The sequence below is a fragment of the Streptomyces sp. ATLC9 genome (assembly GCF_057196705.1).
The window spans coordinates 1-15,201 of record NZ_JBXUOY010000114.1 but is presented as its reverse complement, the minus strand read 5'-3'; the positions used below and the strand labels follow the sequence as shown (position 1 = coordinate 15,201).

Annotated in this window: 9 protein-coding genes; 1 reads left to right on the top strand and 8 read right to left on the bottom strand. The window is 71.9% G+C overall.

The genetic code is table 11. The features are described from left to right. From AC2CJA_RS14080 to AC2CJA_RS14045, 8 genes are all read right to left on the bottom strand, one after another. The coding region (locus AC2CJA_RS14080; RefSeq protein ID WP_484603043.1) for an ATP-binding cassette domain-containing protein at positions 1-264 on the bottom strand (264 nt) is incomplete at its 3' end. 11 nt (positions 265-275) lie between these two features. Then, positions 276-1,280: an ABC transporter permease gene (locus tag AC2CJA_RS14075; RefSeq protein WP_484603042.1), complete on the bottom strand. Its 1,005-nt coding sequence runs from the start codon at positions 1,278-1,280 to the stop codon at positions 276-278. Continuing rightward, complete coding sequence (locus AC2CJA_RS14070) at positions 1,273-2,196, bottom strand: ABC transporter permease (RefSeq protein WP_484603041.1); 924 nt, start codon at positions 2,194-2,196, stop codon at positions 1,273-1,275. The genes AC2CJA_RS14075 and AC2CJA_RS14070 overlap by 8 nt, the downstream gene beginning before the upstream one ends. Positions 2,197-2,258: 62 nt before the next feature. After that, on the bottom strand, positions 2,259-3,881 hold the full coding sequence (locus tag AC2CJA_RS14065) for a peptide ABC transporter substrate-binding protein (RefSeq protein WP_484603044.1): 1,623 nt from the start codon (positions 3,879-3,881) through the stop codon (positions 2,259-2,261). Then, complete coding sequence (gene glgB, locus AC2CJA_RS14060; protein WP_484603040.1) at positions 3,863-6,619, bottom strand: 1,4-alpha-glucan branching enzyme; 2,757 nt, start codon at positions 6,617-6,619, stop codon at positions 3,863-3,865. The genes AC2CJA_RS14065 and glgB overlap by 19 nt, the downstream gene beginning before the upstream one ends. Positions 6,620-6,647: 28 nt before the next feature. Beyond that, on the bottom strand, positions 6,648-8,108 hold the full coding sequence (locus tag AC2CJA_RS14055; RefSeq protein ID WP_484603039.1) for a maltokinase N-terminal cap-like domain-containing protein: 1,461 nt from the start codon (positions 8,106-8,108) through the stop codon (positions 6,648-6,650). Positions 8,109-8,336: 228 nt separating this feature from the next. Continuing rightward, on the bottom strand, positions 8,337-10,034 hold the full coding sequence (gene treS / locus AC2CJA_RS14050; protein WP_484603038.1) for a maltose alpha-D-glucosyltransferase: 1,698 nt from the start codon (positions 10,032-10,034) through the stop codon (positions 8,337-8,339). Further along, positions 10,021-12,048 (bottom strand): alpha-1,4-glucan--maltose-1-phosphate maltosyltransferase, encoded by a 2,028-nt coding sequence (locus AC2CJA_RS14045; RefSeq protein ID WP_484603037.1) that lies wholly within the window; start codon positions 12,046-12,048, stop codon positions 10,021-10,023. The genes treS and AC2CJA_RS14045 overlap by 14 nt, the downstream gene beginning before the upstream one ends. A 418-nt stretch (positions 12,049-12,466) precedes the next feature. On the opposite strand from AC2CJA_RS14045, the gene glgP reads away from it, so the two are divergent. Continuing rightward, positions 12,467-15,049, top strand: a complete 2,583-nt coding sequence (gene glgP / locus AC2CJA_RS14040) for an alpha-glucan family phosphorylase (protein WP_484603036.1) — start codon at positions 12,467-12,469, stop codon at positions 15,047-15,049. The last annotated feature ends 152 nt before the right edge of the window (positions 15,050-15,201 follow it).

Here is a 15,201-nt window from a genome sequence, read left to right as displayed (position 1 = left end):
CTCCCCTCTGGGAATCCGCCCCGGCGGCATGTCCAGGATGCCCATGACCGCCTGCGCGGTCACCGACTTGCCCGAACCCGACTCCCCCAGCACCGCCAGCGTCTCACCGGCGGAGACGGAGTAGTTGACGCCGTTGACGGCCCGTACCGTGCCGTCCTTGAGTGCGAACTCCACGTGGAGGTCGCGGACCTCCAGCAGCGGGGGGCCCCCCTCCTCCCCGGCGCCCCGGTCCGGGGTGGGCACGGCCCCGTCGATGGTGATCACGTACGCCTCCCTCAGCGCAGCTTGGGATCGAGGGCGTCGCGCACCGCGTCGCCGAGCATGATGAACGCCAGCACGGTGACGCTCAGCGCGGCGGCCGGATAGAGCAGGATGTGCGGCGCGTTGCGGAACTGCATCCCGTCGGAGGCCTCGGAGACGGCCACGCCCCAGGAGACCGTCGGCGGCCGGAGCCCGATGCCCAGGAAGGACAGGGTGGCCTCCAGCGCGACATAGGTGCCCAGCGCGATGGTCATCACCACGATCACCGGGGCGACGGCGTTCGGCAGCACATGGCGCACCAGGATGCGGACGCTGCCGGCACCCAGCGCCCTGGCGGCCTGCACGAAGTCGTTCTGCCGGACGGTGATCACCGAGCCGCGCGCGATACGGGCCGCCTGGGGCCAGCCCAGCGCGACGATCACCCAGACGACCGGCCAGATGCCCTCGGCCCTGACCATGGCCAGGAAGACCAGGCCGCCCAGCACCATCGGGATCCCGAAGAAGACGTCGGTGACGCGGGAGAGCACCCCGTCCGCCCACCCCCCGAAGAACCCGGCGAGCCCGCCGAGCACTCCGCCGACGAGGGCGGTCCCCAGCGTGGCGCACACGGCGACCGCGATGGAGGCGCGGGCTCCGTGGACGGTGCGGGTGTAGACGTCGCACCCCTGGGCGTCGAAGCCGAACCAGTGCCCCGGCGCGGGACCGCCCAGCGCCCTGCCCAGGTCGCACGAGAGCGGGTCGCGGGTGGCGATCAGTTCGGGCCACACGGCGATGGCCGACAGGAAGAGGATCAGCAGGGCGGAGACGGCGAAGACGGGGTCGCGCCGCAGGTCGTACCAGGCGTCCGTCCACAGACCGCGCGTCCGCTCCTCCTTCCCGCGACGGGGGCCGCCGGGCCCGGCGGTCTCCGCGGGTCCGGCCGCGGCGCCGCCCGGGGCCGGTCCACCGGGGCCGTCCTCGCCGCCGGCGGGGACGGGCGGCGGCTCCTCGGGGTGGCTGCGCACGGACGACTCAGGCATAGCGGATCCTCGGGTCGAGCACGGCGTAGAGGAGGTCGACGAGCAGGTTGGCCGCCAGGAAGACCAGGACGAGGATCGTGACGAAGCCGACCACCGTCGGGGAGTTCTGTCTCAGGACGCCCTGGTAGAGCTGGTAGCCGACGCCCTGGATGTTGAAGATCCGCTCGGTGACCAGGGCGCCCGCCATCAGGCTGCCGATGTCCGCGCCGAGGAAGGTGACCACGGGGATCAGGGAGTTGCGCAGCAGGTGGTGGGTGACCACCCGGCGCCGCGGCAGCCCCTTGGCCACCGCCGTGCGGACGTGGTCGGCCCGCATGCTCTCCGCCACCGAGGTGCGGGTGAGCCGGGCGATGTAGGCCAGGGAGACCAGGGCGAGGACGATCCCGGGCAGCAGCAGTTCGCCGAAGGCGGCATCCGCGCTGACCGCCGGGCTGACCACCGGCCACTTCACCCCGAGCAGGAACTGGAGCGTGGCGCCGGTGACGAAGGTGGGTACCGAGATCACCAGCAGGGTCAGCAGCAGGACCGAGGTGTCGGCGCTCCGGCCACGCCGCAGTCCGGCCACCACTCCGAGCACGACGCCGATCACCGTCTCGATGAGGAGCGCGACCAGCATCAGCCGTACGGTGACCGGGAACGCGGTGGCCATCAGCTCGGCGACGGGCCTGCCGTTGAAGGCGGTACCGAAGTCGCCGGTGAAGATCTTTCCCAGATAGAGCAGGTACTGCTGCCACAGCGGCCTGTCGAGGCCGAACTCCTCGCGCAGCCGGGCGGCGGTGGCCGGGTCGGGCGCCCGGTCGCCGAAGAGGCCTGCGACCGGGTCGCCCAGCGCGTACACCATCACGAAGATCAGGAAGGTCGTCCCGGCGAACACCGGGACCATCTGGAGCAGCCGGCGGATGACGTAGCGCCCCACTGGCGGACCTCCTCGTCGGGCCGGGGTTCGGGCGGCGGACGGCGGGCGAGGCTGGGCGGGTGTCAGGCGACCTCGATCTCGGTGAAGACCGGGACCGAGAAGGGGTTGAGCCTGACGCCCTCGACCCGGTCCGAGTAGCCCGCGGTGCCGTTCTGGTACCACAGCGGGACGGCCGGGAGGTCATGGAGCACGACCTTCTCCGCCTCCCGGAAGAGCTTCACGGCCTCGGAGCGCTCGGCCGCGTTGGCCCGGTCCATCAGCTCGTCGAACTCCTCGCTGCTGTAGCCGGAGTCGTTGGAGGAGGCGTCCGTGTAGTACAGCGGCTGGAGGAAGTTCTGGATCAGCGGGTAGTCCATCTGCCAGCCGGCCCGGAACATCCCCGTCATCTCGTCGGCGGTGATGTCCTTGCGGTAGTCCGCGAAGGTGCCGACCGGCTTGACCCGGCAGGCGCCGTTGTCGTCCAGCACGTTGTTGACGCTGTTGCAGACGGCCTCCATCCACTGCCGGTGGGAGCCGGTGTCGACGTTGGAGGTGAGGGTGATGCCGCCGCCCGGCAGACCGCCGGCCTCCTCGATCAGCTTCCTGGCCTGCTCCGGGTCGTAGTCGCACGTCCGTCCGCACAGCCCCTCGCTGTAGCCGCCCCCGTCGCCGAGCACGGGTGAGGTGAGGTCGGTGGCCGGGACGCGGGTGCCGTGGTAGATCCGCTCGGTGATCTGCTCCCGGTCGATCGCCATGGAGATGCCCTGGCGGATCCTGCGTCCGTCCTCGCCCTGCCACTGCTCCCGGTAGAGGGGGAAGGTGAGGGTCTGGATGATGCCCGCGGGCTGGTTGACGTAGCGGCCGTCCAGGTCGCGTTCGGCGTTCTTCAGCTGGGAGGCGGGGATGTCGTCGGCGACGTCGAGGTTGCCGGCCTGGAGATCGGTGTAGGCGGTGTTGGTGTCGGTGTAGACCCGCAGTTCGACGCCCTCGTTGCGGGCCTTGTCCGTCCCGCTGTAGTTGTCGTTCCTGGAGAGCCTCATGCTCTGGCCCCTGGCGTACGAGTCGATCTTGTACGGGCCGTTGCCCACCGGCTTGGCCAGCCACTCCTCACGGTCGGTGAAGAACGACTCGGGCAGCGGCGCGTAGGCGTTGTACCCGAGGGTCTCCGGCCACTGGGAGAACTTCTGGCTGAGCTCCACCGTGAAGGTGCGCTCGTCCCTCACCGCCAGTCCGGACATGGTCTCGGCCGCGGGCCGGGCGCCCTCCTCGGCGGGATGGACGTCCTCGTACCCCTCGATGTACTGGAAGAAGTACGAGTTGACCTGGTTGTTGGTGACCAGGGCGCCGTAGTTCCAGGCGTCCACGAAGGAATCGGCCGTGACCGGCGTGCCGTCGCTGAACTCCCAGCCCTCCTTCAGCCTGACGGTGAAGTTCCGCTGGTCCTCGGTGGTGATCGACTCGGCGACGGCGTTGACCGCGCGGCCGGTCCCTGGGTCGTAGCGCTTGAGGCCACGGAAGACCATGTCCAGCACCTTGCCGCCCTGGACCTCGTTGGTGTTGGCGGGCTCCAGGGGGTGCTGGGGGTCTCCCCACGAGGCCCGGACCACCGCGGCGGGGGGGGGGGGGGCCGCCGGCCCCCCCCCCCCCCCCCCCCCCCCGGGCGGCCCCCCCGCGGCTCGCCGCGTGTTCAGGCGGGGACGAGCCAGATCGTCGCCAGCGGCGGCAGTGTCGGGGCGATGCCGGCCGGACGGCCGTGCGCCGGGGCCGCGTCCGCCTTCAGCGCCTCCGGGTTGCCCACCCCGCTCCCGCCGTACCGCGCGGCGTCGGTGTTGAGGACCTCCCGCCAGGCGGGGATCCCCTCGGGGACGCCGACCGGGTAGCCGTGCCGGACGACGGGGGAGAAGTTGGAGACGGCGATCAGCGGCGAGCCGTCGGCGGCGTACCGCAGGAAAGCGAAGACGTTGTCGTCGGCCGCGCCCCCCTCGAGCCAGGAGAAGCCGGCCGGATCGGTGTCCAGTTCCCACAGGGCGGGCGTGGCGGTGTAGACGCGGTTGAGGTCGCGGACCAGATCCCGCACCCCCCGGTGGTCGCCGGCGGCCGAGTACGCCGGGTCCAGCAGCCACCAGTCCGGCCCGTGCGCCTCCGACCACTCCGCGCCCTGGGCGAACTCCTGCCCCATGAACAGGAGCTGCTTGCCCGGGTGGGACCACATGAAGCCCAGGTACGCCCGGTGGTCGGCCCGCTGCTGCCACCAGTCGCCCGGCATCTTCGACACCAGCGACCGCTTGCCGTGCACCACCTCGTCGTGGGAGACGGGCAGGATGTAGTTCTCCGAGTAGGCGTACACCATCGAGAACGTCATCTCGTTGTGGTGGTACTTGCGGTGGACCGGTTCCCTGGCCATGTATTCCAGGGAGTCGTGCATCCACCCCATGTTCCACTTGAAGCCGAAGCCCAGCCCGCCGAAGCCGCCCGGACCGGTGTGGTGGGTGGCGCGGGTGACGCCGTCCCAGGCGGTGGACTCCTCGGCGGCGGTGATCACGCCGGGGCAGCGGCGGTAGACGGTGGCGTTCATCTCCTGCAGGAAGGCCACCGCGTCCAGGTTCTCCCGGCCGCCGTACACGTTGGGGGTCCACTGGCCGGACTCGCGCGAGTAGTCCAGGTAGAGCATCGAGGCGACGGCGTCCACGCGCAGGCCGTCGATGTGGAACTCCTCGCACCAGTAGACGGCGTTGGCGACCAGGAAGTTGCGGACCTCGGTGCGGCCGAAGTTGAACTCCAGCGTCCCCCAGTCCGGGTGCTCGGCGCGGGCCGGGTCGGAGTGCTCGTACAGGGCGGTGCCGTCGAAGCGGGCCAGCGCCCACTCGTCCTTGGGGAAGTGCGCGGGCACCCAGTCCATCAGCACCCCGATGCCCTCCTGGTGGAGGCGGTCGACCAGGTACCGGAAGTCGTCGGGGGTGCCCATCCGCGCGGTGGGCGCGTAGAAACCGGTGACCTGGTAGCCCCAGGAGCCGCCGAAGGGGTGCTCGGCGACGGGCATCAGTTCCACATGGGTGAAGCCCAGGTCCCTCACGTACGCCGGGAGCTGCTCGGCCAGTTCGCGGTAGGTCAGCCCGGGACGCCAGGACGGCAGGTGCACCTCGTAGACGGACAGGGGCGCCCGGTGGGGCGCGCGCTCGGCACGGCGCGCCAGCCACTCCTCGTCGTGCCAGGCGTACGCCGACTCCTCCACGATCGAGGCGGTCGCCGGCGGGGCCTCGGTGCGGCGGGCCATCGGGTCGGCGCGCAGGGTGTGGGAGCCGTCCGGACGGGTGATGTCGAACTTGTACAGCGCGCCCGCGCCGACCCCGGGCAGGAACAGCTCCCACACGCCGCTGCCGCCCAGTGAGCGCATGGGGCAGGCGGTGCCGTCCCAGCGGTTGAAGTCCCCGGCGACCCGTACCCCCAGGGCGTTGGGCGCCCAGACGGTGAAGCGGGTGCCGGCCACCCCGTCGACGGTCATGGGGCGCGCGCCCAGCGCCCGCCACAGCTCCTCGTGGCGGCCCTCGCCGATCAGGTGCAGGTCCAGCTCGCCGAGCGAGGGCAGGAAGCGGTACGGGTCCTCGGCCTCCAGCTCGTCCTCGCCGGGCTCCTCGCCGTAGCGCACCAGCAGCCGGTAGGAGGGCGCCGAGAGCCCGGCGGCCGGCGGGAGGACCCCGGAGAACAGCCCGTCCCCGTCGTCGTGCAGCTCGGCCCGCACCCCCTCGGTCAGGACGGTGACGGAGCGGGCGTACGGCCGCAGCGCCCGGAACAGCGCCCCGCCGGGCACCCGGTGCGCGCCGAGCACCGTGTGCGGGTCGTGGTGGGAGCCGTGCAGCAGACGCTGCCGCTCGCCGGGGTCGAGCGGAGCGGCGCGCCCGACGCCCCGTCCGGCCGGGACGTCGTCGCCGCGGCGGGGGGCGGGCGGGCGGGCACCGGGCCAGTTGGGGGCGTGGTCCTTCAGCGGCTCCTCCTGGCGCAGGGCCGCGGGCTCCGGTACCGCCGCCCTCCCGGCCGCCGCGGTCCTGGCGGTTTTCTTCGCGGGGGCCTTCGCGGCGGACCCGGACGCCGCGGTCTTCCCGGCCGCCGCTTTCCCGGTGGTCTTCTTCGCGGCCGTTTTCTTCGCGGCGGCCTTCTTGGCCACCGCCTTCTTGGCCACCGCCTTCTTCGCCACGGCCTTCTCGGTCGCGGTCTTCTTGGCGGCCGTCTTCCTGGCGGTTTTCTTCGCGGGGGCCTTCGCGGCGGACCCGGACGCCGCGGTCTTCTCTGCGGCATCCCCCCCGGAGGGACCGGTGGTCCCGGCCGGGGTCTTCGGACCGGCGGCTCCGGAGGGGGCGGCCGGGACGGCGTCCCCGTCCCGGCCGCCGGTGCGGACGGGCCGCGGGGAGGTTTCGGAGAGCGGTCGGCTGTCGGGACGGGGGGTCACGGAAGGGGCCTCCTGTGCACGGAATCGTTCAGGTGTCCGCGAGCCGCTGGACGGCGGACATCGGGATGGCGAGCCAGGCGGGACGGTGCCTGGCCTCGTAGAGCACTTCGTAGACGGCCTTGTCCGTCTCGTACGCGCGCAGCAGGACGCCCTCGTCGCGCGGGTCGGAGCCGGAGGCCTCGGCGTAGCCGGAGCAGTAGGCGTCACGGTTCTTCTCGGACCACCGGCGGGCCCACCCGGCTTCGCCCGGGGAGGACCGGGCGTGCTGGCACGCCGCGTAGTCGAAGGAGCGTAGTATGCCCGCGATGTCCCGCACCACCGGCTGGGGGCGGCGGCGCTCGGCGATGGGACGGGCGGGCTCGCCCTCGAAGTCGATGACCGACCAGCGGCCGTCGTCCTCCGCGCACAGCGCCTGGCCCAGATGGAGATCGCCGTGGATGCGCTGGGCGGACCAGGACCGCCCGCCGCGGCCGAGTCCGGCGACGGCGTCGAAGACGGTGTGCAGCTTCCCCCGGTACTGGCGCAGGGAGGGTACGGCGGCGGCCGCGGCCTCCAGGCGCTCGTTCATGCCGGAGGCGATGAACTCCAGCTGGCGGCGCCCCAGCGCCGTCACCGGCAGCGCCTGCGCCAGCGTGGTGTGCACCTCGGCGATCGCCCGGCCCAGCGCACGCGCGGAACCGGAGAAGTCGCCGTGCGACGCCAGCGAGCCCAGGGCGAGCTGCCAGCCGTCGCTGGTGCCGGACAGGAAGGGCTGGAGCACGCCCAGCGTCATCGGTTCGCCCGCCTCGCCGCCCTCGCCGGGGCGTTCGCCGGGACGCGCCTCGAACCAGGCGGCCGGCGCGGGCACCCGGTCCGACCCGGCCCGCGCCAGGGCCAGCGGCAGCTCCAGATCGGGGTTGACGCCGGGACTGACGCGGCGGAACAGCTTGAGAATGTGGCTGTCGCCGTAGACCACCGAGGAGTTCGACTGCTCCACGCTCAGCGGCCTGGGCGGCAGCCCCTGCGGGATCGTGGTGCCGCGCTCCCGCTGGAAGAGCAGCGGGCCGAGTCGTCCCGGGGAGCGCAGCCGCTCCAGCAGCACGGCGGCCAGCCGCGGGTCGTGCAGGGCCTCGTACACCGTGCGGCCGGCCAGCGGCCCGTCGGCGGGGTGGCCGATCAGGGAGCCGGCCAGCGGCGGCGGCAGGGCGTCGCGCACGCCCAGCAGCAGCTGGTAGCAGTCCGCGGGGACCGGATGGGTCTGCTCCGGCCCGCCGGGCTGGCGGGCCCGCACCAGCAGGTGCAGCAGCCCCGGCGCGGCCCCGCCCGCGCACGGCAGCAGCTCGGTGGCGGCGACGAGGGCGAACCCGCTGACGGGCCGTCCCTTCCCGGCGAACCAGCGTTGCCGCGGAAGCCATTCGGTGAGCAGTGGCGTGAGCGAACGCAGCAGCGCCGCGCCCTCCGGCTCGCGCGTGGCGACGACGGCGGCGCGCGGCGAGGAGCTGTCCGACATGGCGTCCTTTCCCCGGGCACACGAAAGGTACGGCAGAGTGTCCCGGATTGCGGCTGTGGCTGTCCGGCGGTGCGGGACGTGTCGGGGAGTACCCACCAAGCGGGCTAGCGAACTGCTTCGAGCGGTGCGGTCGGTGGTGAGAGGGATACTGCCCGCGGCGGCCCGGGCCCAATCCGTGTTATGGCTTGTTCCCGGGCCCCCGCTGTCCATGCCTGCCCTACTTCCCCCTCACGTCTGCTCGCGCAGCCGGAACCAGTAGAAGCCGTGCCCGGCCAGGGTCAGCAGATACGGCAGTTCCCCGATGGGAGGGAACCGCACCCCGCCGATCAGCTCCACCGGGTGGCGTCCGCCGAAGGCGTTCAGATCCAGCTCGGTGGGCTGCGGGAACCGCGAGAAGTTGTTCACGCACAGCACCAGGTCGTCCCCGTACTCGCGCAGGAAGGCGAGCACGGCCGGGTTGGAGGAGGGCAGTTCGGTGTAGGTGCCCAGTCCGAAGGCCGGGTTCTGCTTGCGGATCTCGATCATCCGGCGGGTCCAGTGAAGCAGCGAGGAGGGGCTGCTCATGGCGGCCTCCACGTTGGTGACCTGGTAGCCGTGGACCGGGTCCATGATCGTGGGCAGGAACAGCCGGCCCGGATCGCAGGAGGAGAAGCCCGCGTTGCGGTCGGGCGTCCACTGCATCGGGGTGCGCACCGCGTCCCGGTCGCCCAGCCAGATGTTGTCGCCCATGCCGATCTCGTCGCCGTAGTACAGGATCGGCGAACCCGGCAGGGACAGCAGCAGGGCGGTGAACAGCTCGATCTGGTTGCGGTCGTTGTCCAGCAGCGGGGCCAGCCGCCGCCGGATGCCGATGTTGGCGCGCATCCGCGGGTCCTTGGCGTACTCCGCGTACATGTAGTCGCGCTCCTCGTCGGTGACCATCTCCAGGGTCAGCTCGTCGTGGTTGCGCAGGAAGATGCCCCACTGGCAGCCCGAGGGGATGGCGGGGGTCTTGGCCAGGACCTCGGAGACCGGATAGCGCGACTCGCGCCGCACCGCCATGAAGATGCGCGGCATGACGGGGAAGTGGAACGCCATGTGGCACTCGTCGCCGCCCTTGGAGTAGTCGCCGAAGTAGTCGACGACGTCCTCCGGCCACTGGTTGGCCTCGGCCAGCAGCACGGTGTCGGGGTAGTGCGCGTCGATCTCGGCGCGGACCTTCCTCAGGAACCCGTGGGTCTGCGGGAGGTTCTCGCAGTTGGTGCCCTCCTGCGCGTACAGGTAGGGGACCGCGTCCAGCCGGAACCCGTCGATGCCCAGGTCCAGCCAGAACTTCAGTGCCGAGATCATCTCATCCTGGACCTGCGGGTTCTCGTAGTTGAGGTCCGGCTGGTGGGAGAAGAAGCGGTGCCAGTAGTACTGTTTGCGCACCGGGTCGAACGTCCAGTTGGACGCCTCGGTGTCGACGAAGATGATGCGGGCGTCCGGGTACTGCTTGTCGTCGTCGGCCCACACGTAGTAGTCGCCGTAGGGCCCGTCGGGGTCGCGCCGGGACTCCTGGAACCACGGGTGCTGGTCGCTGGTGTGGTTCATCACCATGTCGATGATGATCCGCATGCCGCGCTGGTGTGCGGCGTCCACGAACTCCACGAAGTCGGCGAGGTCGCCGAACTCGGGGAGGACGGAGGTGTAGTCGGCGACGTCGTAGCCGCCGTCCCGCAGCGGGGACTTGAAGAACGGGGGCAGCCAGAGGCAGTCCACGCCCAGCCACTGCAGGTAGTCGAGCCGGGCGGTGAGGCCCTTCAGATCGCCGATGCCGTCGCCGTTGCTGTCCTGGAAGGACCGGACCAGCACTTCATAGAAGACGGCCCTCTTGAACCAATCGGGATCGCGGTCCTTGGCGGGCGTGTCCTCGAACGTGTCGATGACGGGTTCATTGACGGTCATGGTTGGGTGACCCTCCGGTCTGTGGGGACGGTCGCAGGGAGAGGATGTGCGCGGGCGCCGCACCGCGGCCCGGCTCCAGGCGCACATAGTTGTCCCTGCCCCAGTGATAGGTCTCGCCGGTGAGCTCGTCGCGCACCGGGAAAAGTTCGGCGCCACTGGCCTGAGCGGTTGTGAGGCCGAGTTCCGCCAGGTCCAACGAGACCGTGGCCTCGTGGGTGTGGTGGGGATCGAGGTTGACCACCGTGAGAACCGTGTCGGCGTACGGGTGTGCGCAGTGCTTCGAATAGACGATGATCGACGGGTTGTCGCTGTGGTGGAAGCGCAGGTTGCGCAGCTCCTGCAGTGCCGGATGGCGGCGGCGCAGCCGGTTCAGTTCGGTGAGGAGCGGGGCGATGGTGGTGCCCGCACGCTCCGCGGCCGCCCAGTCGCGCGGGCGGAGCTGGTACTTCTCCGAGTCAAGGTACTCCTCGCTGCCCGGCCTGACCGGTGTCGACTCGCACAGCTCGTAGCCCGAGTAGACCCCCCAGGAGGGGGAGAGGGTCGCGGCGAGCACCGCGCGGGCCTCGAACGCGTGGCGCCCGCCCTCCTGGAGGTATGCGTGGAGGATGTCGGGAGTGTTGACGAAGAAGTTGGGCCTCATGTAGGAGGCGGCGTCCCCGGAGAGTTCGGTGAGGTACTCGGTCAGCTCGTCCTTCCCGTTGCGCCAGGTGAAGTAGGTGTAGGACTGCTGGAAGCCGATCTTGGCCAGGGTGTGCATCATCGCCGGGCGGGTGAACGCCTCGGCCAGGAAGACGACGTCGGGATCGGTCCCGTTGATCTCGCCGATCACCTTCTCCCAGAAGACGACCGGCTTGGTGTGGGGGTTGTCCACGCGGAAGATCCGCACCCCGTGGGACATCCACATCCGCAGGATCCGCACGGTCTCGGCGACGAGCCCGGCCATGTCCGCTTCGAACGCGATGGGGTAGATGTCCTGGTACTTCTTCGGCGGGTTCTCGGCGTAGGCGATCGTCCCGTCGGGGCGGTGGTGGAACCACTCAGGGTGCTCCTTGACCCACGGATGGTCCGGCGAGCACTGCAGGGCGAAGTCCAGGGCCACCTCCACGCGCAGTTCGCGGGCGCGCGCCACGAAGCGGTCGAAGTCCTCGAAGGTGCCCAGGTCCGGGTGGATCGCGTCGTGCCCGCCGGCGGCCGAGCCGATGGCCCAGGGGCTGCCGACGTCGTGGGGCCCGGCGGTGAGGGAGTTGTTGGGACCCTTGCGGAACGATTCGCCGATGGGGTGGACCGGCGGAAGGTAGACCACGTCGAAGCCCATGTCCGCGATCGCGGGCAGCCGCTCGGCGGCCGTGCGCAGGGTGCCGGGGACGGGCGGCTCGCCCTCCTCCACCACCGCGCCCTCCGAGCGCGGGAAGAACTCGTACCAGGAGCCGAACAGCGCCCTCCTGCGCTCCACCAGCAGCGGCAGGGGGCGGGTGGCGGTGACCGGCTCGCGCAGCGGGTGGCGGTCCAGCGCGGACACCACCCCGGGCGCCAGCGCCGCGGCCAGCCGCGCGGCGACCGGGCGGGAGGCGTCGCGCAGGCCCTCGACCGCCTCCAGGACGGCCGCGCGGCCGTCGTCCTCGGGCACTCCCGCGGCGGCCCGCTCGTGCAGCAGCGCGCCCTCGGTGAGGGTCAGCTCGGCGTCGATCCCCGCCGGTACCTTGATCTTCGCGTTGTGCCGCCAGGTGCCGACCGGATCGCCCCACGCCTCGACGGTGTAGGACCATCGGCCCTCCGAACCGGGGGTGACGTCGGCGCCCCAGCGGTCGGTGCCCGGCGCCAGTTCCCGCATCGGGGTCCACGGGCCCGGGCTTCCGTTCGGGTCGCGCAGGACGACGTTCGCGCCGACCGCGTCGTGGCCTTCGCGGAAGACGGTGGCCGAGACGTGGAAGGTCTCACCGGCCACGGCCTTCGCCGGGCGGCGCCCGCAGTCGACGAGCGGGTGGACGTCCAGCACGGGGATGCGACCGATCATTGGACCACCTGGTGGCGTTACGGATGGTTTTGTTCTTTCTATCTGTTCCACAGACCGTTGACGGGCCGGGGGCATGGCCGCTCCTGTCCGCTTTCACTCGGCTGGCGTGACGGTTGTTCCGGGAGAACCCGGGAAGGGCGGTAGGAGGAGAGACTGCCCGCCGGGACGGGGCGGGCATCCGCCTCAATGTGAACTACTGGTAAGCAAACGTGCCCAACCTGACCGTTCCCGCCACGAGCCGGGAAACTCCTCCTCTTTCCGCGCCGGCGCCCGGCGCCCGGCGGAGGGCCGGGGGAGGCGGACACGGGCGCGATGCGCGGGCGCACGACGAGTGCGCGCATATGCGCCTATGGAGCCTTTGGTGACGTGATGACGGGTTACAGGGCGAAAACGGCCGGGGTCCGGCTACCGTCGAGGTGTGAAGGCCATTCGTCGATTCTCTGTACGTCCCGTCCTTCCGGAACCCCTACGACCGCTCAGCGACCTGGCGCACAACCTGCGCTGGTCCTGGCACCCCGAGACCAGAGAGCTCTTCCGCCGGGCCGACCCCGACGGCTGGCAGGCCTCCGGCGGCGACCCGGTGCGGACGCTGGGCACCGTGTCCGCCCGGCGGCTGGAGGAGCTGGCCCATGACCGCGACTTCCTGGAGCGGCTGTCCGCCGCCGCGGGCGATCTGCGCGAGTACCTGACCGAGCCGCGCTGGTACCAGCGCGCGGAGGGCGAACTGCCCGCCGCCATCGCCTACTTCTCCCCCGAGTTCGGCATCACGGCGGCCCTGCCCCAGTACTCCGGCGGGCTCGGCATCCTCGCCGGGGACCACCTCAAGTCCGCCAGCGACCTCGGCGTCCCGCTGATCGGGGTGGGACTGCTGTACCGCCACGGCTACTTCCGCCAGAGCCTGTCGCGCGACGGCTGGCAGCAGGAGCACTACCCCCTCCTGGACCCCAACGAACTGCCGCTGGAACCGCTGCGCGAGCCGGGCGGCTCCCCGGTCCGCGTGGACCTGCGGCTGCCCGGCGCGCGCACCCTGCGCGCCCACGTCTGGCGGGCCCGCGTCGGCCGCGTCCCCCTGCTGCTGCTCGACTCCGACGTGGAGGAGAACGCCCCGCGCGAACGCGACGTCACCGACCGGCTCTACGGCGGCGGCAGCGAGCACCGGCTGCTCCAGGAGATGCTGCTGGGCATCGGCGGGGTGCGGGCGGTGCGCGCGTACTGCCGCGTCACCGGCCATCCCGCCCCCGAGGTGTTCCACACCAACGAGGGGCACGCGGGCTTCCTCGGACTGGAGCGCGTCCGGGAGATGACCGGGGAGGACGTCCCCTTCGACACCGCTCTGGAGGCCGTGCGCGCCGGGACGGTGTTCACCACCCACACCCCCGTTCCCGCCGGCATCGACCGCTTCGACCGTGACCTGGTCGCCCGCCATCTCGGCGACGACGGCGAGCTGCCCGGCGTGGACGTGGAGCAGGTGCTGCGGCTGGGCACCGAGACCTACCCCGGCGGCGACCCGGGACTGTTCAACATGGCCGTGATGGGGCTCCGGCTCGCCCGGCGGGCCAACGGCGTCTCCACGCTGCACGGCTCGGTCAGCCGGGAGATGTTCGCCGGACTGTGGCCGGGCTTCGACGCCGCCGAGGTGCCCATCACCTCCATCACCAACGGCGTCCACGCCCCCACCTGGACCGCCGACGAGATGTGGACGCTGCCCGCCGACGCCGGCGGCGCCGGACTGTGGGAGACCCGCCGCACCCTGCGCGAGCGGCTCGTGCACGAGGTGCGGCGGCGGCTGCGCGCGTCCTGGCGGCAGCGCGGCGCCTCGGACACCGAACTCGGCTGGATCGACGGCGTCCTGGACCCGGACGTGCTCACCATCGGTTTCGCCCGCCGCGTTCCGTCCTACAAGCGCCTGACCCTGATGCTGCGCGACCGCGAGCGGCTCACCGAGCTGCTGCTGCACCCCACCCGGCCCGTCCAGCTCGTGGTCGCGGGCAAGGCGCACCCGGCCGACGACGGCGGCAAGCGGCTGATCCAGGAACTGGTGCGGTTCACCGACGACCCGCGGGTGCGCCACCGCATCGTCTTCCTGCCCGACTACGGCATGGCCATGGCGCAGGGGCTCTACACCGGCTGCGACGTCTGGCTGAACAACCCGCTGCGCCCGCTGGAGGCGTGCGGGACCTCGGGGATGAAGGCGGCGCTCAACGGCTGCCTCAACCTCTCGGTGCGGGACGGCTGGTGGGAGGAGTGGTACGAGCCGGACTTCGGCTGGGCCATCCCGACCGCCGACGGCGGCGGGCCCGGTGCGGCGCACGAGAGCGCGCAGGACCGCGAGCGGCGCGACGACATGGAGGCCGCGGCCCTCTACGAACTGCTCCGCGAGCATGTGGCGCCGTGCTTCTACGACCGTGGACCGGCCGGCGACGGACTGCCCGAACGGTGGATCGAGATGGTCCGCCAGACCCGGGAGAGGCTCGGGCCGAAGGTGCTCGCCGACCGGATGGTGCGCGAGTACACCGAGCGGCTGTACACCCCCGCCGCCCGTGCCCACCGTGCGCTGGACGCCGGCGCCGCCGGGCGGCTGGCGGCGTGGAAGGCACGGGTGCGCGCGAACTGGCCGCGGGTGGCGATCGACCATGTGGAGTCGGTCTGCGAGTCCGTGGAGCTGGGCGCCTCGCTGTCGCTGCGGGTGCTGGTGGCGCTCGGCGGCCTGGAGCCGGACGACGTGGAGGTGCAGGCGGTCGCCGGACGGGTTGACGAGTCGGACTCCATCGCGGGCGAGGAGGCGGTGTGCGTACCGCTCAAGCCCTCCGGCGGGCCGGAGGAGGACGGGAGCCGGCTGTACGAGGGGCCGCTGGCGCTGGACCGCACCGGGCCGTTCGGCTACACCGTCCGCGTCCTGCCCTCCCATCCGCTGCTGGCGGGCCCGGCCGAGATGGGCCTGGTGACCCTGCCCCCGGACGACATCGGAGCCCGGGAGGCCGCCGGGTTGCTGCTGCGCTGACGCGCTGCTGCGGCGGGTGCGACGGAAGCGGGGAGGGGAGCCGTGCCGCCGGCCGAGGCCGCCGAGGCGTGGCGGCTCAGCCAGTCCGGGCGGACCAGGGGGAAGGCCGTCATCGACGTCTCCTGACGCGGGCGGCTTCCGGAGCGTGGACA

What these genes read in the sequence shown, in the direction of transcription:
- AC2CJA_RS14075 (WP_484603042.1), bottom strand. Translation starts at nt 1,280, where the DNA reads ATGCCTGAGTCGTCCGTGCGCAGCCACCCCGAGGAGCCGCCGCCCGTC.
- AC2CJA_RS14045 (WP_484603037.1), bottom strand. Translation starts at nt 12,048, where the DNA reads ATGATCGGTCGCATCCCCGTGCTGGACGTCCACCCGCTCGTCGACTGC.
- AC2CJA_RS14055 (WP_484603039.1), bottom strand. Translation starts at nt 8,108, where the DNA reads ATGTCGGACAGCTCCTCGCCGCGCGCCGCCGTCGTCGCCACGCGCGAG.
- treS (WP_484603038.1), bottom strand. Translation starts at nt 10,034, where the DNA reads ATGACCGTCAATGAACCCGTCATCGACACGTTCGAGGACACGCCCGCC.